Origin of the sequence: Paenibacillus artemisiicola (assembly GCF_017652985.1) — a bacterium.
Classification (GTDB): Bacteria; Bacillota; Bacilli; order Paenibacillales; family Paenibacillaceae; genus Paenibacillus_Z; species Paenibacillus_Z artemisiicola.
This window is the reverse complement of sequence record NZ_JAGGDJ010000006.1, coordinates 162,443-186,315: the sequence shown is the minus strand read 5'-3', so window position 1 is coordinate 186,315 and position 23,873 is coordinate 162,443. Positions and strand designations below refer to the sequence as shown.

The 23,873-nt window shown below is 62.8% G+C and carries 21 protein-coding genes; 4 read left to right on the top strand and 17 right to left on the bottom strand.

The features are described from left to right. Positions 1–15 precede the first annotated feature (15 nt). Both I8J29_RS12440 and I8J29_RS12435 read right to left on the bottom strand, forming a co-directional pair. A complete protein-coding gene (locus I8J29_RS12440) occupies positions 16–1,029 on the bottom strand; it encodes a MerR family transcriptional regulator (RefSeq protein WP_208847915.1) in 1,014 nt (337 codons plus the stop codon). Between the two features lie 175 nt (positions 1,030–1,204). Further along, positions 1,205–4,009 (bottom strand): calcium-translocating P-type ATPase, SERCA-type, encoded by a 2,805-nt coding sequence (locus I8J29_RS12435; RefSeq protein WP_208847914.1) that lies wholly within the window; start codon positions 4,007–4,009, stop codon positions 1,205–1,207. Between the two features lie 159 nt (positions 4,010–4,168). Here I8J29_RS12435 and I8J29_RS12430 point away from each other — a divergent pair, with 159 nt between their 5' ends. Beyond that, positions 4,169–6,019, top strand: a complete 1,851-nt coding sequence (locus I8J29_RS12430) for an Rqc2 family fibronectin-binding protein (RefSeq protein WP_208847913.1) — start codon at positions 4,169–4,171, stop codon at positions 6,017–6,019. A gap of 229 nt (positions 6,020–6,248) precedes the next feature. On the opposite strand, the gene I8J29_RS12425 is transcribed toward I8J29_RS12430, so the two are convergent. The 9 genes from I8J29_RS12425 to I8J29_RS12385 form a co-directional block, all read right to left on the bottom strand. Next, positions 6,249–7,106 (bottom strand): PHP domain-containing protein, encoded by an 858-nt coding sequence (locus I8J29_RS12425; RefSeq protein WP_208847912.1) that lies wholly within the window; start codon positions 7,104–7,106, stop codon positions 6,249–6,251. After that, positions 7,097–8,008 (bottom strand): selenium metabolism-associated LysR family transcriptional regulator, encoded by a 912-nt coding sequence (locus I8J29_RS12420; protein ID WP_208847911.1) that lies wholly within the window; start codon positions 8,006–8,008, stop codon positions 7,097–7,099. Before I8J29_RS12420 ends, I8J29_RS12425 begins: the two co-directional genes overlap by 10 nt. Positions 8,009–8,163: 155 nt before the next feature. After that, the gene (locus I8J29_RS12415) at positions 8,164–8,601 is read right to left on the bottom strand and encodes a hypothetical protein (RefSeq protein ID WP_208847910.1); all 438 of its coding nucleotides are present in this window, start codon (positions 8,599–8,601) and stop codon (positions 8,164–8,166) included. Between the two features lie 182 nt (positions 8,602–8,783). After that, positions 8,784–9,047 carry a YlbG family protein gene (locus tag I8J29_RS12410; protein WP_090635781.1) on the bottom strand — a complete coding sequence of 88 codons (264 nt, stop codon included), beginning with the start codon at positions 9,045–9,047 and terminating at the stop codon, positions 8,784–8,786. 40 nt (positions 9,048–9,087) lie between these two features. Next, positions 9,088–9,513 (bottom strand): YlbF/YmcA family competence regulator, encoded by a 426-nt coding sequence (locus I8J29_RS12405; protein WP_240546132.1) that lies wholly within the window; start codon positions 9,511–9,513, stop codon positions 9,088–9,090. A gap of 197 nt (positions 9,514–9,710) precedes the next feature. Continuing rightward, positions 9,711–11,615 carry a hypothetical protein gene (locus I8J29_RS12400; protein WP_208847908.1) on the bottom strand — a complete coding sequence of 635 codons (1,905 nt, stop codon included), beginning with the start codon at positions 11,613–11,615 and terminating at the stop codon, positions 9,711–9,713. Beyond that, positions 11,612–13,342: a DNA repair helicase XPB gene (locus tag I8J29_RS12395; RefSeq protein WP_208847907.1), complete on the bottom strand. Its 1,731-nt coding sequence runs from the start codon at positions 13,340–13,342 to the stop codon at positions 11,612–11,614. The genes I8J29_RS12400 and I8J29_RS12395 overlap by 4 nt, the downstream gene beginning before the upstream one ends. Before the next feature lie 166 nt (positions 13,343–13,508). Next, complete coding sequence (locus I8J29_RS12390; protein ID WP_208847906.1) at positions 13,509–13,952, bottom strand: CBS domain-containing protein; 444 nt, start codon at positions 13,950–13,952, stop codon at positions 13,509–13,511. Between the two features lie 111 nt (positions 13,953–14,063). After that, entirely contained in the window at positions 14,064–15,269 is a 1,206-nt protein-coding gene (locus tag I8J29_RS12385; protein WP_208847932.1) for a M20 family metallopeptidase, read from the bottom strand. A gap of 227 nt (positions 15,270–15,496) precedes the next feature. Between I8J29_RS12385 and I8J29_RS12380 the strand changes: the two genes are divergently transcribed. Both I8J29_RS12380 and ftsW read left to right on the top strand, forming a co-directional pair. Next, complete coding sequence (locus I8J29_RS12380; protein WP_090635772.1) at positions 15,497–15,841, top strand: YugN family protein; 345 nt, start codon at positions 15,497–15,499, stop codon at positions 15,839–15,841. A gap of 20 nt (positions 15,842–15,861) precedes the next feature. Next, positions 15,862–17,031 carry a putative lipid II flippase FtsW gene (gene ftsW, locus I8J29_RS12375; RefSeq protein WP_208847905.1) on the top strand — a complete coding sequence of 390 codons (1,170 nt, stop codon included), beginning with the start codon at positions 15,862–15,864 and terminating at the stop codon, positions 17,029–17,031. A gap of 57 nt (positions 17,032–17,088) precedes the next feature. Here the strand turns inward: ftsW and I8J29_RS12370 are convergent, their stop codons facing one another. Further along, entirely contained in the window at positions 17,089–17,478 is a 390-nt protein-coding gene (locus tag I8J29_RS12370; RefSeq protein ID WP_090635769.1) for an Asp23/Gls24 family envelope stress response protein, read from the bottom strand. Between the two features lie 171 nt (positions 17,479–17,649). Between I8J29_RS12370 and cax the strand changes: the two genes are divergently transcribed. Next, on the top strand, positions 17,650–18,711 hold the full coding sequence (gene cax / locus I8J29_RS12365) for a calcium/proton exchanger (protein WP_177221940.1): 1,062 nt from the start codon (positions 17,650–17,652) through the stop codon (positions 18,709–18,711). Positions 18,712–18,819: 108 nt separating this feature from the next. Here the strand turns inward: cax and I8J29_RS12360 are convergent, their stop codons facing one another. From I8J29_RS12360 to I8J29_RS12340, 5 genes are all read right to left on the bottom strand, one after another. Continuing rightward, a complete protein-coding gene (locus I8J29_RS12360; RefSeq protein WP_090635766.1) occupies positions 18,820–19,101 on the bottom strand; it encodes an Fpa/YlaN family protein in 282 nt (93 codons plus the stop codon). A gap of 139 nt (positions 19,102–19,240) precedes the next feature. Continuing rightward, positions 19,241–19,480 carry an HPr family phosphocarrier protein gene (locus I8J29_RS12355; protein ID WP_090635765.1) on the bottom strand — a complete coding sequence of 80 codons (240 nt, stop codon included), beginning with the start codon at positions 19,478–19,480 and terminating at the stop codon, positions 19,241–19,243. Between the two features lie 78 nt (positions 19,481–19,558). After that, the gene (locus I8J29_RS12350) at positions 19,559–20,674 is read right to left on the bottom strand and encodes an aminopeptidase (RefSeq protein WP_208847904.1); all 1,116 of its coding nucleotides are present in this window, start codon (positions 20,672–20,674) and stop codon (positions 19,559–19,561) included. 93 nt (positions 20,675–20,767) lie between these two features. Then, positions 20,768–21,511 carry a hypothetical protein gene (locus tag I8J29_RS12345; RefSeq protein ID WP_208847903.1) on the bottom strand — a complete coding sequence of 248 codons (744 nt, stop codon included), beginning with the start codon at positions 21,509–21,511 and terminating at the stop codon, positions 20,768–20,770. A 159-nt stretch (positions 21,512–21,670) separates the two neighbouring features. Further along, positions 21,671–23,539 carry a GGDEF domain-containing protein gene (locus I8J29_RS12340; protein WP_240546124.1) on the bottom strand — a complete coding sequence of 623 codons (1,869 nt, stop codon included), beginning with the start codon at positions 23,537–23,539 and terminating at the stop codon, positions 21,671–21,673. Between the last annotated feature and the right edge of the window lie 334 nt (positions 23,540–23,873).

Genomic DNA, 23,873 nt, shown 5'->3' with positions numbered 1-23,873 from the left:
CGGGGAAAGGTCAAGTCACGGCGTGCGGGCGGCGTGCAGGACGCCGATCTGCGGATTAATGGCATAATGCACGGTCACGTAGCCCCGCTCGCGGAACCATGCCGCGGTCCTCTCTCGCCCGATGCAGTGCTTGGCCGGCTCCGTCCCGGCTGCTTCTCCGCCTTCCTCCGTCATGAGTCCGGCCAGGCACGCGCGCCCGCCGGGCTTCAGGACGCGGTCCATCTCCGCCAGCGCGAGCAGCTGCTGCTCCGCGTTCAGGAAGTGAAACGAGAACGCCGACGCGACGAACGCGAACCGGCCGTCCGCGAACGGCAGCGCCAGCGCGTTGCCGAGCTTCGCCGCCACTTCAGGATGCTTCTCCCGGCAGATCGCCAGCATCGCCTTGGACTGGTCGACGGCCGACATCCGCGCGCCCCGCGCGGCAAGCAGGCCGGCCAGATTGCCCGTCCCCGTCCCGACGTCCAGACCCGGCTCGCCCGGCCGCGGAGCCGTCCACTGCGCGATCATGTCCAGCGTCCGCCCGTACTCCGGCTGCGACAGCGCGGGCCCGGTGGACAGCAGCGCCGCGGAGCCGTCGAACCGCGGGGCGAGCTCGTCGAACCGCCACGCGTCGATCCACGAGGCTTGCTGCCGGCGGATCTCGTTCAGCCGGCCCGTCAGCCGGAACAGATCGCCCGTCTCCAGCCGGCCTTTCGTTTCCAGGCGGCCGATCAGCTCGTCGAGCGCGTCGAGGGCGTGCTTCCCCTCCACCCATTTGGAAGCGAGCGCCATCCGCTGCAGCTCCAAATAATGATGCGCGCCCGCGGAGTCCCCGCGGTCGAGCTTGTCGAGCATCGCGGCGATCCGCTCCAGTCCGAGCCCGACGTCCCGCAGCGCGGCGATCGTCTGCAGCCGCCAGGCGTCGCGCTCCGAGAACGTCCGGTAGCCGTTGTCCCTCTCCCGGCCCGGCCGCAGCAGGCCCTTCGCCTCGTACAGCCGGATCGCGCGCGGCGTGATGCCGAGCTTGGCGGCAACTTCATGGATTTTCAACTTCGTCCCCTCCTTCCGTCCCGTTCATTGGCTGCGTTCATTATAAACCATGACGCTGGGTGAAGGTCCAGCAGGTCCGAAACGCGGACGAGGCCGCCGGACTGACCCGGCGGCCTCGTTACCTCTCTTATTTAAAGCTTGAACGCTTCCGAGCAGAATCCGTGCCAGCGAAAACTCAGCGCATGGCCGGCTTTTGCCCGCCGAGCTGCATGCCGGATTTTTTCTTCTTTTTCTTCTTGTCCGTCGTGCCGAGCACGCTGCCGATGCCCATGAAGAACGTCGGCACGCCGGCGGCGACGATGACGAGGCACCAGTCGCGCAGTCCGAGCGGCACGGTCTTGAAGATCGGCTGCAGCGCCGGAACGTACAGCACGGCCGCCATGAGCGCGACGGAGGACAGCACCGCGAAGAGCAAATATTTGTTCTGCAGCAGGTTGCGGTGGAAGATCGAGCGCGAGCTCCGGCAGTCGAACACGTGGATCAGCTGCGCCATGACCAGCGTCGCGAACGCGACCGTCTGCGCGTGGATCAGGTTCTGCGGGTCGCCCGGCTTGATGCGGAGCGTGATCCAGAACGCCAGCAGCGTGAACACGCCGATCAGAATGCCCCGGCTGATGATTTTCCAGCCCAGCCGGCGGGCGAAAATATTCTCCTTCGCGGAACGCGGCTTCTGCTGCATGAGGTCTTTCTCCGCCTGGTCGACGCCGAGCGCCATGGCCGGCAGGCCGTCCGTCACGAGGTTGACCCACAGAATCTGGATCGGCACGAGCGGCAGCGGAAGGCCGGCCATCATGGCCAGGAACATCGTCAGGATTTCGCCGACGTTGGACGCGAGCAGATAACGGATGAACTTGCGGATATTCTCGTAGATGCCGCGGCCTTCCTCGATCGCGGACACGATGCTGGAGAAGTTGTCGTCGCTCAGCACGAGGGACGACGCCTCCTTGGACACGTCGGTGCCCGTGATGCCCATCGCGATGCCGATGTCGGCCGCTTTGATCGCCGGCGCGTCGTTGACGCCGTCGCCCGTCATCGCCACGACGTGGCCTTTGCGCTGCAGCGCCTTGACGATGCGGAGCTTATGCTCCGGCGAGACGCGGGCGTAAACGAAAATATTGTCCGCGAGCCGGTCCAGCTGCTCCTCCGACATCTCGTTCAGCTGCTGGCCGCTGACCGCGATGCCCCCGCGCGGCATGATGCCGAGCTGTCCCGCGATCGCCTCCGCCGTCAGCTGGTGGTCGCCCGTGATCATGACCGTCTTGATGCCCGCGCGGCGGCAGTTCGCGATCGCGTCCTTCACTTCGCGGCGCGGCGGGTCGATCATGCCCGAAAGCCCGACGAAAATCAGCTGGTTCTCGACGTCGGTATCCACCTCCGACGCGTCGTGCGGACGCAGCTCGCGGTACGCGAAGCCGAGCACCCGCAGCGCGCCGGCGGCGAGGCCTTCCGCCGCTTCGCTCACCTTTTGCTTGAGCGTGGCCGTGAACGGCACGACTTTGCCGTCCCACAGGGTGTACGCGCACTGGTTCATCAGCACGTCCGGCGCGCCCTTCGTGCAGATGAGCCGGCCGCCCTGATGGTGGACGAGCACGGACATCCGCTTGCGATCCGAGTCGAACGGGTACTCCTTGACGCGCTTGTACAGCCCTTCCATCGATTTGGCCGAGACGCCGAGCTTGGAGGCCAGCACCGTGAGCGCGCCTTCCGTCGGATCGCCCTTCAGCACCCATTCGTCCTGGACGACCGTCCCTTTGCCTTTCTTGCGCTTCGCCGACTCCGGCTCCTCGTCGAGCTTCGTGACCGTCGCGTTGTTGCACAGCGCCGCGATCTGGAGCAGCCGGCGGAGCGACTGGTCGTGCTTGACGTCGACCGGCTTGCCGCCCTCGAGACAGCTGCCGGCCGGCTCGTAGCCTTCGCCCGTGACGTCCATCTTCCGGCCGCCGATCCACAGCTGCGTGACCGTCATTTTGTTTTGCGTCAGCGTGCCCGTCTTATCGGAGCAGATGACGGACGCGCAGCCGAGCGTCTCGACCGACGGGAGCTTGCGCACGATCGCGCGCCGCTTGATCATGCGCTGCACGCCGAGCGCGAGCGCGATGGTGACGATGGCCGGCAGGCCCTCCGGAATGGCGGCGACGGCGAGGCTCACGCCGGCCAGGAACATTTCGTAGGCAGGCTGGCCGTGCAGGATGCCCGCGGCGACGACCAGGACCGTCAAGGCGAGCGCGACGATGATCAGGATTTTGCCGAGCTGCTCGAGCCGGTGCTGCAGCGGCGTTTCCATCGATTCCGTCTGCTGGATGAGGTTCGCGATCTTGCCCATTTCCGTGTTCATGCCCGTCCGGATGACGATGCCCTTGGCCGTGCCGCGGGTGATCATCGTTCCCATGAAGCCGATGTTGCGCATATCCCCGAGCGGCAGGTCGGCCGTCTTGATCGGGTCGCAGTGCTTGCCGACCGGCACGGATTCTCCGGTGAGCGCCGATTCCTCCGCGTAGCAGCTGTTCGTTTCGAGAAACCGGATATCGGCCGGAACCCGGTCGCCGCTCTCCAGCTCCACGACGTCCCCCGGCACGAGCTCGCTCGCCGGAACGATGACGACTTCCCCGCCCCGCAGCGCTTTGGCCATCGGAGCGGATAGGGCTTTGAGCGCGCGCAGCGACTTCTCCGCCCGGAATTCCTGCACGAAACCGAGCACGGCGTTGATGATGATGATCGCGATGATCGTGATGGCGTCCAAGTATTCGCCGAGCAGCCCCGAGATCAGCGTCGCCCCCATGAGCACCAGCACCATGAAATCTTTGAACTGGCCGAGAAACAGCATCAGCGGGGATGCTTTCTTGCCCTCCGACAGCTCGTTGCGTCCCGCGCGGGCCAGCCGTTCCGCCGCCGCTTCCGGCGTCAGCCCGGCATCCAAATTCGCGTCAAGCGCTTTGGCCAGCTCGGCCGTTTCCAGCCCATGCCACATTCCCTGTTCCATTGCTCCGACTCCCTTCCGATACTTGCCGCCTGACGGACAGCCTCTATGGCCTAAATGTATTCGGACAACCCGCAAAATATCCCAGCGGGGACTTAAGTTTTTGGTCCGGATATGGCATGATAGGGAAGATGACTCAGAAGAAAAGGGGATTTTCGCATCATGGCCTTAGACGGTATCGTAACCCGCGCCATTGCCGACGAGCTGCAAGCTTGCGTCGGCGCGCGCATCCATAAAATACATCAGCCTTCGCCGCACGACCTCGTGCTGCAAATCCGCGGCGGCGGCGCGCAAGGCCGCCTCCTGCTTTCGGCGAACCCGACCTACCCGCGCGTCCATTGGTCCGAGCAATCGTTCGTCAATCCGCTGGAAGCGCCGATGTTCTGCATGCTGATGCGCAAATATTGCGAAGGGGCCGTCATCGAGGCGGTCAGCCAGGTCGGCAGCGAACGAATCCTGCACCTGGACGTCCGCAAGCGGGACGAGCTCGGCGATACGTTCCAGAAGCGCATCGTCGTCGAGCTGATGGGCCGGCACAGCAACATTATCTTGCTCGACGCCGCGAGCGAGACGATCCACGACGGCATCCATCACGTCACGCCGTCCATCAGCAGCTACCGCGTCGTCATGCCCGGCACCGCGTACGTCGCCCCGCCGGAGCAGGGCAAGCGCGATCCGTTCGCGATTCGGGACGAAGCCGCCTTCGAAGGCGCGCTGCGCGCGGCCGGCGAGCTGCTGCTCCACCCGCCCGCGCCGGACGAGGACAGCATCCATTTCGGCACCGCGCCGAAGCCGGCCGCGCCCGAATCGCTCACGGCCGAGAAGCTGATCGTCGGGGCGTTCAGCGGCCTCAGCCCGCTGCTGGCCCGGGAAATCGTCTTCCGCGGCGCCGCGGGCGTCGTCCTGCCGCATGGCCTCGACCGGCTGGACGTGACGGTCAAGACGGTGTGGCCTTCGTTCCGCGACATGCTGGAGGGCTTCCGCGCGCGGAAATACGAGCCGCAGATCGTCGCGCCGGAAGGCGGAAGCGGAGGCAAAGCCGCGTTCTCGGTGACGGCCCTCACGCATCTGAACGGAGAACGGACCGCGTTCGCCTCGGTCAGCGCCTGCCTGGAAGCCTTCTACGGCGACAAGGCGGAGCGGGACACGGTCAAGCAGCGCGTCACGGATCTCATCCGCTTCTTGCAGAACGAACGGAGCAAGAACGAGAAGAAGCTGGAGAAGCTCGAGGATTCGCTGCGGGAAGCGCAAGAGGCCGACAAGTTCCGGATCCTGGGTGAACTGCTTACGGCCAGCCTGCATCTGATCCAGCGGGGCGACAATGCCGTAGAGCTCGTCAACTATTACGAGGAAGAGATGCCGACCGTCGCCGTGCCGCTCGATCCGCAGCTGACGCCGTCGCAGAACGCGCAGCGCCTCTTCAAGAAATACGCGAAATACCGCAACAGCCAGACGTACGTGGCCGAGCAGATGGAGCGCGCCCGGGAAGAAATCGCGTACCTCGCCTCGCTGCTGCAGCAGCTGGACAGCGCGTCCCTGGCGGACATCGAAGAAATCCGCGACGAGCTCTCGGAGGAGGGCTACATGCGGCAGCGCGCGAAGCGAGGGGCGAAGCGGAAGAAGCCGAAGCAGCCCGCCCTTCTCAGCTACACGTCCTCGGAGGGCCATGCGATCTACGTCGGCAAGAACAACACGCAGAACGACTTCCTGACGAACAAGCTCGCCGGTCCGAACGACACGTGGCTGCACACGAAGGATATTCCGGGCTCGCACGTTGTCATCCGAGGCAGCGGCTTCGGCAGCCGGACGCTCGAGGAAGCGGCCATGCTGGCGGCCCGATTCAGCCAAGCCCGCTCCTCCTCCTTGGTGCCGGTCGACTACACGCTCGTCCGGCACGTGAAGAAGCCGAGCGGCGCCAAGCCGGGCTTCGTCATCTACGACCATCAAAAAACGCTGTTCATCACTCCGGATGAACAGCGTCTGAAAGAACTGCCTTCGCAAATCAAAGCATAACGGCCGCGCCCGGTGACCAGGTTCGCCGGGCATCGCATCGCCCGGCATGGGCCGCGAATCGCTGAGCGCGAATCGGAGGGCTGCCTGCCCGCCTTCAAAACAACGAGTGAACCGCGATCGCGGTTGTTAGACATGTTCCAGCGCGTTCGCTACCTTCACTTTTTAACTTCAATCGACGACGACGTCCCCCAGACGGCACGCCGCTTTCCGACCCGGAAACGGCGTGCCGTCAACCGTTTCGCCGCCCGGCCGGGTTCAACCGTTCGAGCACCGAGACGTCGACGGTCCGGCTGCCGATCTCCCCGTGGAAGACGACGCCCTGCCGCTCGCCGTGGAAATCGGAGCCGCCGGTCGCGATCAGGCCGTGCCGCTTGGCCATGGCCAGATAGCGCGTCTCGGCTGCGGCGTCGTGATCCGGATGGAAGACTTCGATGCCTTGCGCGCCCTGCGCGATGATCGCTTCCACGAGCGCGTCGTTATGATACAAGCCGGGATGCGCGATGACGCTCGTCCCGCCCGCTTCGCGGATCCACGCCAACGCTTCGAACGGATGCAGCCGCGGCGGATTGGCGTAAGCCGCCCCGTCTTGGCCGAGGTAACGGTCGAACGCCTCCTGCATGGTGCCGACGTAGCCTTTCTTGACGAGCACGGCGGCGATGTGCGGGCGGCCCATGGAGCCCCCGTCCTTGCCGTGCGCCTTCGCTTCCGCTTCCACCTCGTCCCAGGCGACGGACAGGCCGAGCTCGGCCAGCTTTCCGATAATAAGCTCGTTGCGCTGTTCCCGGAACGTCAGCAGGCGGCTCAGCTTCGTTCGCCATCCGGCGTCGTTCCAATCCATGTAATACCCCAGCACGTGCACGTCGATGCCTTCCGCGACGGTGCTGATCTCGACGCCGGGAACGACCGTCACGCCGAGGCGTTCGCCGGCTTCGAGCGCTTCGGCGATGCCGTCGACCGTGTCGTGATCGGTAATCGCGACGGCCGCGAGCCCGTTCGCTTTCGCCCGGGCCACGTTATCCGCCGGACGGTGGAGGCCGTCGGACGCCGTCGTGTGCGTATGCAAATCCGCTCTTCCGCTCATAGCCATTGCTGCAGATCCCTCTCTCTCAAAAAAGTCAGGAACGTCACGGCCGAGATCGGCAGCAGCGCCGACTTCAGAAATATCGAATAAAATTGCCGCTTGAAATGGACGTCGCGAATCGGAATCGTCTGAATGAGCCCGAGCGCCACCTCGTGCTTGACCGACGAAGCGGACACGAACGACAGGCCGAGCCCCGCCTCGACCGCCGATTTAACCGCGCCCGTGCTGCCGAGCTCCATGACGATCTTCATGTCGGCGACGCTGAACTGCTTCTTCCGCAGCTGCTCCTCCATGACGAGGCGCGTGCCGGAGCCCTGCTCCCGAAGCACGATCGGGTACTTCATCACGTCCTCGAGCTCGACTTCCCGCGAGCCGGCCAGCGGATGCGCCTTGCCGACGATCAGCTTCAGCTCGTCGCTCATGACCGCTTCCATGTGCATGTCGGGATGATTGACGGGCGCCTCGATCAGGCCGAAGTTCAGCTGGTGGTTGACGATCTCCTCCATGATTTGCGCCGTGTTCATCACTTTCATGCTGATCGCGATATGCGGGAACTCTTGGCCGAACGGGCCGAGCAGCCTCGGCAGGATGTATTCGCCGATCGTCAGGCTCGCGCCGAGCTGCAGCCGGCCCTTGAGCTGCTTCGTAAACTTGGACATCTGCTGATCGGTTTCGCGGATCAAGTCGATGCTCCGTTGGGCGTACGGCATGAGCGCCCTGCCCGCTTCCGTCAGCTCGATCCGCTTGGTCGAGCGTTGAAGCAGCTTCGTGCCGAAATAATCTTCGAGCGACTGCACCTGCATCGTCACCGCCGGCTGCGTCATGTGCAGCGCCTGCGCGGCCGCGGAGAAGCTGCCCCGGTCCGCCACGGTGTAGAAAATATGCAGCTGATGAAAATTTAGCGCCATGACGGGCACCCCTCCCTTTCTCTGTCCGTTGTCTGTCCACTATTATACATGAATCGCGCCGCAAATCCTCGCCCCGGCATAGAAAAAGCACGAGCCGCAGCAGCCCGTGCTTGTACGTCGCAGATCATTCGGGCCGCGCCGGGCGCGTCACCGTTTTACTTGCGTTTCCGGCTATTCTTGATTAACGTCATTCGGCGGGAATGACGCAGCCAGGAATAATACGATTTCAAATCGCGTAGTTCTATAGTCTCAGACATTCTTCCGAGAAACGTGACGACGATCATCTTGTGCAGCGGATTGCCGGCGAGGTCCGTTTCCTTCTCCAGCACGGCGAATTCGGCCACGAACACCAGGTCGTCGTCGATCAGGTAGACGTCTTGTTCGTTTCGGTAATAAGGTTCGATGCGCCCTTGCTTCAAGCACTGCCACATGAAATCCGCAATGTCCTCGAAGCCGGTGCGCTCGCTTTCGACTCGGTCGGCCCAGCGGCTTTTGGCGTGGTTGGTGATGACAATGTCCGCCACCTTCTTATCGCCCAATACGACATGAAAGGACTCGTACGTGTTCCAACGCTCCGTCATCTTGTCTTTCATTTCGCGATCCACCCCTCCCCAGAAGTAGGCCTTATTATCTATATGTACTTTCCATATTATTGTAGCATGCATGTCCGATATTTCAACATAAAAATAAAGACGCCCCAAATCTGGTTTTTACTGGATGTTACGGCGATAGAAAAAGACCCCCAACTCCGAAAAACCGGCCGGGGGCCTGCGAATTACAAGCTATAAAAACGGGTTTTGTCAGGTACGCCCTGCGTGTACTCCGTTTTTATTTCGTTGCGGTACGAGCGCTCGATGCGCTTCACGAAAGGCAGGCGCCCCATGTTGCGCACGACCTCGTCCGCCCGGTCCGCGTTCATGTACATGACGACGTAATGCATTTTACGCGACATGTAATGAACCGTTCCGTATTTCTCCAACGAACGGGCCGCTTTAAGATCGCTGACCCACACGATGTAACCCACGCGTTCCGAAAACATGACCGCCCCCCGCTTTCTCCTCTTTCTCCGCTTGCTTCTCTTACCCGCAGCCTCCGCTGCCGCAGCTGCACGAACCGCCTCCGCCGCACCCGCCGCCTTTCGGAAACGGGTCGTTGCTCGGCACCTTGATCGCGTCCGACACGGCGCCGGCGATCTGCGCCGCGACGTCGTGCAGCAGGTCGTCCACCGCCTGCTCCGCCGCCTTGAAGCGGACGACGCAGTCGATCTCGTTCAGCTCGCGCTGCACGGCCTGCACGTTGTCCTTCGCGGCGTTGTAGTCCGGATGGAAACGGCCGAACCGCTCGCACTCCGCGAACTGCTCCTTCGCTTTGGCGAACTTCTTCACCAGCCCGCGTACCTGCTCGTCGCCGTCGACGACGGATTTCCAATATGCGTATTCGGCGACTTCCGCCGATTGGTTGATCAAATCGCCTAACTCGTAGGCGCTTAACAGCAGCTGCCCCATATCGAGCGATGCCGAACCGCTGCTCTCGTAAGAATCGTAAGATTCGTAGAGCGGCAAATTCAATTCGGGCGCTCCGGGGTCCGATAACGGCAAAGTTTCCATTATTCCCGCCCCCTCTAGGATCGATAGGCGTATGCCTTACTGGTATCATACCATACCGCGGCCGCAAAAAGGTAGAGCGGACTGGGAAATCGCGGTTATCGGACGCCGAGCGGCGGCGGCAGCACGAGCATCATTTCATCCCACATGCCGGGATGCAGCTTCGTGACCGTCTGAGGCTCCTCCGCGTCCGGGCGATAGCCGGCGACCGCCCATCCGTCCGCCTCGTCGACGATCCGCTCCGGGATGAACGCCGTCGCGACGCCTTCGCAATTCAGTCTCACCGTCGCGCGCCAACTTAATGCCTGCTCCAGCAGTTCCCTGCGGGTCGAATGGTGGTAGGTTCGGAATTGCTTCAGCCACATGGAGGGCACTTCGTCGATGCCGGCGAACAGCTGCTTCACGGAAGGACGCTCGTTCAGCAGCTCGTAGCCGCCCGCCCCGGGAGGCGGGTAAACGAACGCGGCGCCGATGGGCAACGGCTCGCCGGGCCCGGAAGCGGATCCGCCGGCTTCGGGAACGGTATCGCCGCGCGGCGCGAGGCCGGCGCGCGCCGCTCCGGGAGTATCGCCGCGCGCAGCTCCGGCGGCGTCGGCGCGGGCCGTTCCCGCCGCTTCGTCCCGCGCCGTTCCCGCCGCGGCCGTCAGGGTATCCATGCCCATCCGGATCATCGCGCGGACCGTGTCCGGCAGCGGTTCGCCCGTCATCGCCTCCACGGCCGCGGCCAACGAATCCGCCGTATGGCCGGCCCCTGCCGCGCGGGCATAGCCGCGCGTCTCCAGCTTGTACGCCGTCATATGGTCGGTACGCCGGCGTTCCGCAAGCCATTCCAGCTGCCAGCGGACGGAATAGGGACAATCCTCGTACGCGAACATTTCGCCGTCGGGCGTCAGCTGCACCGGGGGCGGACCGAACGCCGGCTCCGCCGGTTCCCGTTCGCCTTCCTCCCGCGGCGCGTCCGTGAGCCCGAGCGGGTCGAGGCGCCACCGAACCGCGGGCTCGCCGGCTTCGTCGGCCGCGAGCTCCAGCCAGCCCAACTGCCGCAGCAGCCGGCACCACGGCTCGATCGCCGAGGGCTGCGGCTTCGCCAGCACCGCCTGCCCGGCCGCATGCGACGCATCGACGTCGCGCAGCCGGAACCATTTGCCGGCCTCCAGCGCGGCAAGCGCCGCCGCGCCGGCCGCCGCCGGGCCGTTCTGCGCCGCGATCGCCTCGACGAGGCTCCGGCACAGCGCCGTTTCCCTGTCCGCGGCGTCCAGGCGCAGCCAAGCCTCCCAAGCCGCGTCGTCCCGCGCGAGCGACTGCCCGCTTCGGACAAGCCAGCCCTGCCGCGCCATCGTCTCCAGCGCGAGCAGCACGCCCGCCGGATACGCCTCCGCCCCGGCCGGCGGCGGAAGGAGCGGCGCGAGCGCTTCGCCCCGGACATGCAGCTGCTCGGCGGCCTTGGCCGCCGTGCGCTTGGCCAGGACGCCTTTGGCCGTCAGCTTCAGTCCGGCTTCCCCCATCGCGGCCATGGCGTGCAGCAGCTGCAGGCTGAACGGCGGGACGTAGCCTTCGTCGTCGATCGGTCGCACGGACAACGGTTCGATTTCGGGCGGCTGCGAACGTTCGCTTCGCGCGGACCGAATCGCGCGATGCCAGACGAAGAAGCTGTCCGGCGGCAGCACGAACAGCTTCTCGCCCCAGCCCCGGCGGACGGGGAATACGATGCCCGCCTCCGCAAGGCGCAGCAGCCCGAGCCGCAGATCGGCCCCGGCGGCGATACCCGGGCGGGCGGCCTGCAGCAGCTGCTCCTCCTTGAACGGCGCCGGCCCGAAGCCGGCCAGAATCAGCTCGAGCGTCAAGGCCGCCTCCTCCGGCAGCCGGGTCCATGCCGTCCGCGCGCACTCCGGGTTCAGCAGCGCCTCCGGCCAAGACGCCGTCAAGCCGGCCCATATCGCTTGCTCCCGCAGCCGTCCGGCCTGCTCTTCCGTCAGCTTCGCCGCGATATCGCGCGCCTTCACCGCGCTGTCCCCCGTTTCAGCGCGGCTGCACCCTCCGGCAGCCGGTTTTGCGGCTCGCGCCATTCCGTCAGCTCGTACCGGTAGCCCTGCTCGAGGAGGAACAGCTGCCGCCGGCCCGCGAATTCCGTCTCCTTCGTTCCCTGGGTGACGACGGTATAGAACCAAGCCTCGTTATCGCCGGCCTTCGGCCGCAGCACGCGGCCGATCCGCTGCGCTTCCTCCTGCCGGGAGCCGTAGCTGCCCGACACTTGAATCGCGACCGCCGCTTCCGGCAGGTCGACGGCGAAATTGGCGACCTTCGATACGACGAGCACTGGAACGTCCCCGGACTTGAAGCGCTCGTACAGCGCCGTCCGTTCCTCGTGCGGCAGCTCGCCCGTCAGGACGGGCGCTTCCAGCGCTTCCGCCAGCCGGTGCAGCTGGGTCAAATATTGGCCGATCACGAGCGTTTGCTTGCCCGCATGCCGTTCCAGCAAGCCGCGCACGACGTCGATTTTGTCTTTGTTTTCCCCTGCCAAGCGAATCTTCGCCTTCTCGTCCGCCGCCATGTACGCCTCCGCATCGTCGCTCGCCAGCGGAATCCGAACCTCCGTGCAGGTCAGGGAGGCGATCCAATTCCGCGTCTCCAGCGTCTTCCACGGCAGGTCGAACCGCTTCGGGCCGATCAGCGAGAAGACGTCCTCTTCCCGGCCGTCCTCGCGTACGAGCGTGGCCGTCAGTCCCAGGCGCCGCGTCGCCTGCAGGTCCGCCGTCATTCGGAACACGGGCGCGGGCAGCAGATGCACCTCGTCATAGATAATGAGTCCCCAATTCCGCTGTCCGAACAGCCGCATATGTCCGTATTCGTCGCTCTTCTGGCGGCGGCTCGTCAAAATCTGGTACGTCGCGATCGTAACCGGCCGGACTTCCTTGGACGAGGCGGCGTACGTGCCGATCTCGTCCTCCCGGAGCGACGTCTTGTCGAGCAGCTCGGCCTTCCATTGCTGGACCGAGGTCACGTTCGACGTCAGGATCAGCGTGTCGCACCGCAGCCGCGCGAGCGCCGCGATGCCGATGACCGTCTTGCCCGCGCCGCACGGCAGCACGAGCACGCCGCTTCCGCCGTCCGCCTGCCCTTCGCGGTAAAACAAATTGACCGCCCGCTCTTGATAGTCGCGCAGCCGGAACGCCCGCCCGCCCGCCGTCTTCGTCCGCAGCCCGACGTCCAGCGCCTCGCCGTGCCGGTAGCCGGCCTTGTCCAGCACGGGGTAGCCGAGCCGGATCAGTTCCTGCTTCAGCAGGCCGCGGGCCTCCGGCTTCACGCTTCGCCGCCCTCCCGTCGTCTCCTCCTGCTGCAGCGCGGCGGCTACCGCCGCATGCTCGCCGAGCGCGGCGAGCAGCTCCTCTTCGCCAAGCAGCAGCAGACGGCCTTCCGGCGTCTGCTCCAAGAGCAGTTTGCCGTAACGGTCGCCCAGCTTGCGGACCGTGCCGACGACCTGCAGCGGCAGGTCGTATGCGTTGTGCTCACCCAGCACCCGCAGCACGTCGTCCGGCGTCATGCCCGCCGAAGCGGCGTTCCACAGCGACATCGGCGAGATCCGGTACGTATGGATATGGCCCGGACGTTTGATCAGATCCGCGAACCGGTTCAGCTGCTCGCGCGCCGCGTCCGCCTGCTCGTGCCGGTCGTCGAGCAGGACGGTCATATCCGCCTGCACGCTCAACGGCCGATGTTCTCGTTTCAACATATTTCCAGCTCCCGCATGTATAGTCATCAGTCAGTATGAAGGAATGGAGCCGATTTTATGCATTTGCCGCCCTCCTTGGCGTTTCCATGGCAGCTACGCGCACGCGAAAAAACGCAATCCCCGAAGGAATTGCGTTTTCCATGAATTGCCATTCGCGCGCGAACGCTCAGTGATACGCGTGCGTTTCGCCCGTGCCTTGCTCGGAGATGCTGCTGAGCGCTTGCCCGGCTTCGTCCACGAAAATTTCGCGGACCGCCAAGTCGCCGATGGATACGATGCCGACCAGGTTGCCGTTCTCGACGACAGGCAACCGCCGGATCTGATGGCTGGCCATGATTCTCGCCGCCTCGTCGCCCGAAGTGCCCGCGTCGATCGTCTTCACGTCGTCCGTCATCACGTCCGAGACGGCGGTCGAGCCGGAATGCTTCGCCGCGTACCCGCGAATCACCAAGTCCCGGTCCGTCACGATGCCGATCAGCTTCTTGCCTTCCACGATCGGCACGAAGCCGATATCGTGGTCTCTCATCAATACCGCCAATTCATACACGTTATCCTTCAACGTGGCCGTTACGCAATCCGTCGACATCAATTCTTTGACTACGCGTGACATCGTCGCATGCCTCCCCTTGGGTTCGTCGCTTGCGTCCCTTAGGTTGGCCCCGTCCGGTTGCCGCCATGCGCCTCGCGCAACGTCAACTGTTGCCATGCCGCCGCTGCCGGATCAAGCCGATTCGCCGCCGATCCGTCCGGCCAGCGCTTCCGCCGCGAAATCCTCCGCCATCGCGATCATCAGCTTGGCCGCCCGCAGCATGGCCCGCTCGTCGATGTCGAACCGCGGGTGATGATGCGGAAACGTCGCGCCGCAGTCCGGATTGCCCGCGCCGACGAACATGAAGCAGCCCGGCGCTTCGCGCAAGTAGTACGTAAAGTCTTCCCCCGCCATGATCAGGGTCGATTCGCGCACGGCCTCCGCCCCGAACGTCTCGGCCGCGACTTGGAAGAACCGTTCCGCCTCCTTGGCGTCGTTCACGACCGTCGGATACCCGTCGCGGTATTCCAGCGTAGCGCTGGCCCCGTACATCGCGGCCGTCTGGCCGACGATCGCCTCCAGGCGCTCCTTCGCCAAGGCGCGGACATCCTCCGAGAACGACCGCACCGTGCCGGTCAGCCGGCATCGCTCGGCGATGACGTTGGCCGTCGAGCCCGCGTGGAACGACCCGACCGTCACGACCGCCGGGTCGAGCGGATTGACGCTCCGGCTGACGATCGTCTGCATCGCCTGCACCATCGCGGCGCCGACGACGACGGCGTCGACCGTCTCGTGCGGCAGCGCCCCGTGACCGCCTTTACCGGCGATGTCGATATAGATCTCGTCCGGAGCGGCCATGAACGGGCCGGACCGGGTCGCGACGACGCCGTAAGGCAGCGGCGTCCATAGATGCACGCCGTAGACGGCGTCGACGCCTTCCAGCGCGCCGTCCGCGATCATGCCGACGGCGCCGCCCGGCGACACCTCTTCGGCCGGCTGGAACAGGAAGCGCCGCTCGCCGGCGAAGCCGTCCCGGTTGGCCTGATAGAACGCGGCGATCGCGAGCATCGTCGCGGTATGCGCGTCATGGCCGCACGCGTGCATGACCCCCGGCACCTGCGACGCGTATTCCGTTCCTTTCTCGTCCTGAATCGGCAGCGCGTCGATGTCCGCCCGCAGGGCGATCGCCGGTCCCGGCCGTTCGCCGCGGACGGTCGCCACGAGCCCGTAGCCGCCTACGCCTTCCCTGACCTCGCAGCCGATGCCGCGGAGCCGTTCCGCGATCCAGCGGGACGTTTCCCGCTCGTGGAACGACAATTCTGGATGCCGGTGCAGGTACCGGCGCGAATCCACCATATTCGGATAAGCAGTTTGCAGCTGTGCATCCACCCTTGCCATCACGCTCACGCTTACAAACCCCCTATTCATTCAATCGTTTGCGATCTCTTTATTGTAACAGAAGCCCGGAAGGGGACGGAAGTTGTTTGTCCGCGAAAGCGGAGATTTTTCGTAAAGCTGTCACTTTTGCCCGCGGGAGCCCGTTCGGCGAAGGCTTGCACTGCCCCCTGAAAACGACTATCATAAATGAAGAATAAACCTGCTTTTAGTTAGAAGGAGGATCACCGATGATTATTGAGAATACGGGCTTGAACGGCATGAGCAGCGAACTCGCGCATCTCGACGAATCCGCGGAGAAGCTCGGCTTCGTGCGCTGGCAATGGGAATATTACCGCGCGACGTACGACCTGAAGCTGGAGGATCGCGCCAACCGCGAAGATTACTACCTGCGCTTCAACACCCGCGCGATCGAGGGGAAGCTGGAATCCGCGCACGCCGTGCTGCAAGTGGAGTCCGTTTATATCGGACGGGCTACGTTCCCGCACGGGCTGGACTATGATTCGCCGATCCCGCAGCCGATCCTGAACGCGGCTTCGCAGCGCTTGCAAGAATTGAAGAAGCTGCTCGCCTAACCCGCGCGATGAGTCCACAGATGAAACCAAAGACGAACGGCCTGCGCGGCAGGCCGGATTTCTTGCTTCTCGTGCTCACCCTCCTGCTTGTCGGCTTCGGACTGATCATGGTCTTCAGTGCCAGCTCCAACACGGCGGTCATTTCCAAGAGCAACAATTTCGACGCCTTGTACTTCACGAAGCGCCAGCTTCTCTTCGCGGTGCTGGGCACGTTCAGCATGTTCGTCGCGATGAACATCCCCTATACGGCGTTTAAGAAAGGGTTCGTCATCTACTTTTTCCCCGTATTGATCATGCTCATCCTCGTCCCGTTCGTCGGCAAAAGCTTGAACGGGGCGCGCAGCTGGTTCGGCATCGGCTCCCTGGGCATTCAGCCGACGGAGTTCGCGAAGCTCGGTCTCGTGCTCTATCTGGGCTCGTTGATCGCCAAGAAAGGCGAGAAATTCAGGGATTTCAAGAAAGGACTCGTTCCCGTCTTTATCATCATCGCCGTCATTTGCGGACTCATCATGCTGCAGCCCGATTTGGGCGCCTGCATCGTCATCGCGGGCACGTCGCTCATCATCATCGTGGCCGGCGGAGCGAACCTCAAGCAGCTCTTCCTGTCCGGCGTGATCATCGCCTCCATCGTGGCCGCGCTCGTCAGCGTCTCGATGCTGCACGACCCGGACAGCTGGACGTACCGGATCAACCGCTTCACGGCGTTCATGGATCCGACCTCGGACATGCAGAACACGACGTACCACCTGTCCCGCTCTCTCGAGGCGCTCGGACACGGCGGGATCACCGGCGCGGGCTTCGGCCACAGCGTCCAGAAGCTCCGGTACATGCCGTATCCGTACAGCGACTTTATCTTCTCCGTCATCGGGGAAGAATTCGGCTTCATCGGCAGCCTCCTGTTCCTGCTCTTCTACTTGTTCTTCATCTGGCGGGGCATGCTCGTGGCGATTCGATGTCCCGACACGTACGGCACGATCGTCGGCGTGGGGATCGTCAGCCTGATCGCCGTGCAGGCCATCATCAACATCGGCGGCGTCACGGGCGCGATGCCGCTCACCGGCGTTACGCTGCCCTTCATCAGCCACGGCGGTTCGTCGCTCATCGTCTGCCTGCTCGGCATGGGCGTGCTGCTCAGCATCTCCCGCGAGTATAACCGGCCGGCGCAGGAGAAACCGCCCGCGCGCAAATAAATCCGAAAAAGGCATGTCCGCGATGGACATGCCTTTTTTTGCGTTTCGTTCGTTTCGTTATTTGAGACGAGCCGGCGCCTCTGGTTCCACCGGGATTTCCTCTTCCTTGAAGGCCACGCCTTCGACCTTGATGTTCACTTCCACGACGTGCAGCCCCGTCATGTTCGCGACCGCTTCGCGAACGTTCTCCTGCAGCTGCCGGCATACTTCCTGAATCGGAATGCCGTATTTCACGATAATCCGCAGATCGATCGCCGCTTCGAGCTGGCCGACTTCGACCGATACCCCTTTTTGCGCGTTCTTGCCGCTGAGACGTTTCGCAAGGCCTTCGGATATCCCCCCGGACATTGCAGCAATGCCAGGAGTTTCAAGCGCAGCCAAGCCTGCGATCGTGGCGACTACGTCGTCGGAGATACGAATGATGCCGGTTTGAAGTTCTTCTGCCATGCCACTCACTCCTCGTTCACCTAATGCTTTCATGCTTTCATTGTAATGGAAGCTCACCTGTGAAGCAAGGTATCCGGCCGGTCCGTTTCCAAGTTTACACAAATGACTTTTTCCGCTATAGTGTTTACAGATTTCGATTTCCTATATCCGCAGAACGAGGTGCCTGAACCATTGAATCAAAAACTGTTTTTTCTGCTGCTCGCTTGTCTGTTCGTCCTTAGCGGGGTCGCGCACTACGCCCACTTCGGGACCGTCGCCGAGTTCATCATCTCCGCCCTCGCGATCCTGTTCGTGGCCGGCTTCCTGGGGAAAGCGACCGAGAGCGTCTCCCACTACGCCGGACAGCGGCTCGGCGGATTCCTGAACGCGACGTTCGGCAACGCGGCCGAGCTGATCATCGCGATCTTCCTGGTACGCGCGGGCTTATTCGACATGGTGAAGGCGAGCATCACCGGCTCCATCATCGGCAACCTGCTGCTGGTCCTCGGGGCGAGCGTGCTGCTCGGCGGCCTGAAATACAAGGAACAGCGGTTCAACGTCCAGCTGGCCAGCCACAACTCGTCCCTGATGATTCTGGCGGTCATCGCGCTCGGCATTCCGGCGATCTTCATCTCCACGCAGCACTTCTCCGCGCACAAGTCGGAGCTGCTCAGCTTGACCATCGCCGGCATCCTGATCGTCGCCTACGTCCTGTGGCTGATCTTCTCGATGATCACGCACAAGGACGTGCTCGCGGACGTCGAGGAAACCACGCCGGATCACGGCGAAGAAGCGGCCTGGTCCAAGACGACCTCCGTGCTGTTCCTCGTCCTGGCGACCGTCATGACGGCCTTCGTCAGCGAATGGCTCGTCAGCACGCTGCATACGTTCACAGCCAAGTTCGGCTTCTCCGAAGTGTTCATCGGGGCGTTCCTGATCGCGATCGTCGGCAACGCGGCGGAGCACAGCGCGGCCGTCATGCTCGCCATGAAGAACAAAATCGGCGCGGCCGTCGAAATCGCGGTCGGCAGCAGCCTGCAAATCGCCTTGTTCGTGGCGCCGGTGCTCATCCTGGTCAGCACCTTCTTCGGTCCGACGATGGACATCGTCTTCAGTCCGATCGAGCTCGCCGCCATCGCGGTCTCCGTCTTCATCGCCAAGTCGATCTCCAAAGACGGAACGACCAACTGGTACGAGGGCTCGCTGCTGATCTTCGTGTACATCATTCTCGGCATTTCGTTCTACCTCGTCTGAGGCCAAGCGCAAGGACGCAAAAAAGACGCTCCCCGTACGGAGCGTCTTTTTGCGTTGCCTCATCGGTCTTTAGGCCCACTTCAAAAAAAGCAGCTGCGAAAAGCGCGGCTACTTCTCCAACGCCTCGTACAGCTGCGCCAAATTCCGTTCCAGCTTGCTGATGATTTCCTTGCCGACCCCTTCGGCTACGAGCCCCGCGCGAATGGCAAAATCGATCTCTCTGGAAAAGCCATATATTTGAGTATCCAGCACCTCTTCGTAGAGCGGACATTGTCTCGTCGTCAAATTTTCCATTTGCACTTCGATCAGCTTCTCGATTTTGGTGGCGTCCTCGTGAAGGAGGTTCAGCGCTTTTTGATGCAAATGAATAAGAACATCGGATGAAGACATCGTAACCCTCCTTGTCCATCAAGCTTATCGTCTTTATCCTTTATATTAGACGATATCGGAGCAATGTACAAGGATAAAACAAACAAGCGCTCCACCGATTACTCAGTGAAGCGCTTACCTTGTCGTTTAGAACGAAACGCTATTCGATGACCGTAACGTTCAGGTTATGTTTCGCGAATACTTCGGACATCGCCGCTTTGGCTTCTTCCGCATCCGGACCGTGGACATGCAGTTCATAGGAGTGTCCGCCGACCAATGTCGTGAAGAGACCGAGGATGCTTTTAACGTCGATGTATTTGTTCTCGGCTTGAAGAACGATCGACGACCGGAATTTATTGGCCGTTTGGGAAATGTCTACGATTGCCGCGTTATTGGACATAGGAATCCCTCCATTATTTAGTTGACTGCGCTAACTTCACTCATCATAACCCGATTTCCCCATTCCTACAAGAGCCTTTTACTTTAAATTTTCGGGATTCAGGCCAAGCAGTTCGGGCAGTACGAACAGGCCGTCCTTGCGGATCAGCACGTCGTCGAAATACACGTCGCCGCCCCCGTATTCGGGCCGCTGGATGAGCACGAGATCCCAGTGAACGGCCGAACGGTTGCCGTTGTCCGCGTCTTCGTAGGCCTGACCCGGCGTAAAGTGCAGACTTCCGGCGATCTTCTCGTCGAATAGCGTATCCTTCATCGGATGCAGGATATACGGGTTGAAACCCAGGCTGAATTCGCCGATGTAGCGCGCGCCTTCGTCCGTATCGAGCACTTCGTTCAGCTTGTCCGTCTGGTTGCTCGTCGCCTCGACGATCTTCCCATCCTTAAACGTGAACGCGATGTTCTCAAACGTGATGCCGGAATAAACCGACGGGGTGTTGTACGTGATCGTGCCTTGCACGGACTCGCGAATCGGGCAGGAGTACAGCTCGCCGTCCGGAATGTTTTTCTCGCCCGCGCATTTGATCGAGCCGATGCCCTTGATCGAGAACGACAGGTCCGTCCCCGGCGCCGTGATGCGCACGCGGTCCGTCCGGTCCATCAGCTCGCGGAGCGGCTCCATCGCCTTGTCCATCTTGCCGTAGTCCAGGTTGCACACGTCGAAATAAAAATCCTCGAACGCTTCCGTGCTCGTGTTGGCCAGCTGGGCCATCGCGTCGTTGGGGTAGCGCAGAACGACCCACTTCGTATGCTTCACGCGCCGCTCCGAATGGATCGGATGCCGGTAGTACTTGTCGTACAGCCGCATTTTATCGCCAGGCACGTCCGCGAGCGCGTTGACGTTCTCGCCGGAACGGATCGCGATGTAACCCTGCATCGCCTCCATCCGCTTCAAATCGAAGGACGCCCACAGCTTGATCTGCTCTTCGGTCGCGTTCATCAGCATCGCGCGAAGCACCGAGCGGTCGCTCGTCTCCACGAACGGACGGCCGCCGCGCTTCGCGACTTCTTCGACGAGGCATTTCGCCAGATCGCGCTCGGAGCCGATCATGTCGATCAAAACGTTTTCTCCGGGCTGCACGTTGATGGAATGGCTGACGAGGTTCTGCGCCAGCTTTCGGATTCTTGGATCATGCATCGTTCATTACCTCCATGGTTCGATCGTTACGGAATTAATCCTATCACGTTTGGCTGGCCGATGCACGAGCATGGCCCGGCCCCGCGTTCCGATTTACGACCGCTTGAACGCGATCCGCGTCGTCCGGCTTTCCCGCGCCGGCTTGCCGTTCGCCTCGTAGCGGAACTCGGTCCGCTCTTCGAGCGACAGCGGCAGCAGCTTCTTGCGGTCGATGACCAGCGTGCTGGTCGATCGCACCGACATCGTCGACAGCATCGCCTCGAATTCCTTCCCGGAACGGTCGAGCTCCCGGTCCCACGCCTCCCGGAGCGCGGAAGGCTTCTCTTGGCTGCGCGTCCCGGCGTCCCGCGCCGAAGCAGCCGAACCATTCGCGGGGACTTTATTCTTCAGCAACGCGAATTCGCTTCGCAGCCGGTTCGTCCAGACCTTCGCGGCTTTCGCCGGGTCGGCCGTAATGCGCAGCACGGTTCGCTGGCCGTTCGACGCTTCGGGCACGACCTCCGCGCGCGCCGCCATGCGTTCGACATCGTTCAGGAGGCGAAGCGGATGGACCCCGGCCGGCATCTCGTCCGCCCCGCCTTCGGTCTGTACGGATACTTGGTCATGATGCTGCACCGTGCCGCGAAAAGCGGCGGGGCGGCTCGCCGTCCCGCTCGCCGCGCCGATCGCGGTGTCGCCGCTGAACGCGTACCGGTCGACGCCCGACAAGCCCGATACGGACAGCGACAACAGCTCCTTCGGCGACCGGTTCGCGTCGTGGGCGCAGCCGGACAGCGCCAGCGCCAAGCCGCACGCGCCCGCGATCCTGCCCATTGATTTGTTCATATACCAGCTCATCGAATCCACCATCCTTCAAGCTTGGTTGCAAGCCTCCCGGATAGCGTCTGTCTTCCGATTCTTCTTTATGTACGCGACCTGTACGAAACGGAAAAACGGCGGGCTCTATGCCCCGCCGTTTCGGTTATAATGAGCTCGTTAAGGTTGGCCGCCGCGCGGTCAACCGACGCATATCCGGTTCCGTCCGTTTTTCTTCGCTTCGTAGAGCGCCATGTCCGCGCGGTTGAACAACGACTCGACGCTGATTTTCTCTTCCTCGAAGGTCCACTCCGACAAGCCGCACGAGACGGTGACGGCGGGGTTCGTGTGCGCTTCGACGGTGCTGCGGATCCGCTCCGCGATCCGGTACGCTTGGCCGGACTGGATGCCCGGCAAGTAGACGGCCAGCTCTTCCCCGCCCCAGCGCGCCGCGATATCGGAATCCCGGATGCTGGTGCGAATGACGTCGCTCACGATGACCAGGATGCTGTCGCCGATCAAATGCCCGAACGTGTCGTTCACGCGCTTGAAATGGTCGATATCGACGAGAACGAGCGAGCCGCAGCGGTCCTTCCGCTGGCGCAGCTGGATCTGTTCGTTAAGGTAGTGCCGCGCGTGCAGCCCCGTCAAATTGTCGGTTATGACCATCCGCCGCACCTCCGCGTGCAGCGAGGCGTTGGAGATCGCCAGTCCGATATGCGTGGAGAGGACCTGCAGCAGCTTGTAGTTCTCGTACGAGAAGTAGTTCGGTACCCGGTGCGACACGAGGATGACCCCGACGACCTCCGTGCCCGCCATGACCGGCGCGGCGATCAGCGAGCGCGATCCCGTGGCGTCCATCAGCTGGGAATCGACGACGCGCGTCGCCGTGTAATCGGAGATGATCAAAGGCTCCTTCGTGCTGTAGACGATGCCGCAAAAGCCGTAGCCGGCGGAATACAGCTCGTTCGCCGCCGCCGGCACGTTGCTCGCCACGATCCGGAAGTGGTTATCCGCGCTCAGCTGCAGCAAATTGCAGTAGTCGGCTTTGAAAATCTGCAGCAGCTCGGTCATCGCGAATTCGAATATCTCGTTCAGGCGCAGCGACTGGTTCAGCCGCTTCGTCAGCTCGTTGATCAGCTGCAGCTCGCTTACCAGCAGGTTGGACTGCTCGAACAGCTTCGCGTTCTCGAACGCGAAACCCGCGGTCTCCGTCAGCATCGCGACGGATTGGAGCTCCGGCGCGTCCCAGTCCTCGCCGGGCAGCGCCAGGCTGAGCACGCCGTAGACGGCCTGCTTGCCCCGCATCGGAATCGCCAGCCGGATCGTACCGTCCGCGTCCGTCCCCGTCATCGGCCTGCCCGACAAAAAGGCGTCGGCGTTCAGGTCGTCGCTCGTATGCCGCAGCAGCAGCGGCTGGATCCGGGAATCGCCGTCGACGTAATCCTGCGTCAAAAACAAATGCGCGTTCGCGCTCGGATAGAGCAGCCCGACGTCGTCAAGCAGCGCGCGGAGCACGGAATAGACGTCGTTCAAGTTATTCAGCCGAATGGCCGCTTGAAACAGATTGTCGCGCCGCCGGGCTTCCCGTTCGTTAAGCCGATGCCGCCTGATCGTCTGCTGAACGGCCGCGGATTCGGCGGCGCGCTCCCATTTCTCGCGGAGCAGCACGGCGGCCATCCGGAGGAGCGGCCGGTAGAACGCCTCGTCGACTTCGCCCGACGGCTCCAAAGCAAGGCTCGGACCGTTCAAAGGGCCGCTTGCACGGCCGAATAACGGCTCTTCCAGCGCGCGCAGGCCGGCGGAACCGGTGCCGCTTTGCCGGCGCGCGACGACAACGCCGTGCTCGTTCGACAGCCGCAGCGTATGGCGCGCAAGCGGGGAATCGACGGCCAGCGCTTCCGCCAGCCAGCTCTCCCAAGCCTGCGCCAGCAGGTCTTCGCAGCGCGGCTCGCCGCCGAGGTTATACTCGCCCGAAGGCGTCCAAGCGTCGGGCTGCTGCGCTTCCTTCGGCTCTTCCGCCCGCTGGCCGCCGGGAGCCGGTTCGCTTATTTTCGTGGAATCGTTCATACGCAGCATCACCCCGCTATGTCGTAAACCTCATTATTAATCGGTTATCTCTACCATTCACTATACTGGAAAACTAGCTGGATTGCACTAGAAATGATTAATGCTCATAGGACTTTGGTTTCAGTTCTAAAGTCGCGGTCGATGGTGGCGTTTACATGGGCGCGGACGCTAATCATGACTTGACAAAACGCCGTGATTTTATATAATATCTTATAGTTGAATACATGGGAGCGGTTTTGTGTCACCCTCAAGAGGCTGTCGCGGTCAGGCCTGCGGCTGAACATGCCCGATCGGACTTCGCTGCCCGGCAGCGTAGCGCGGACAGTACTCGGCG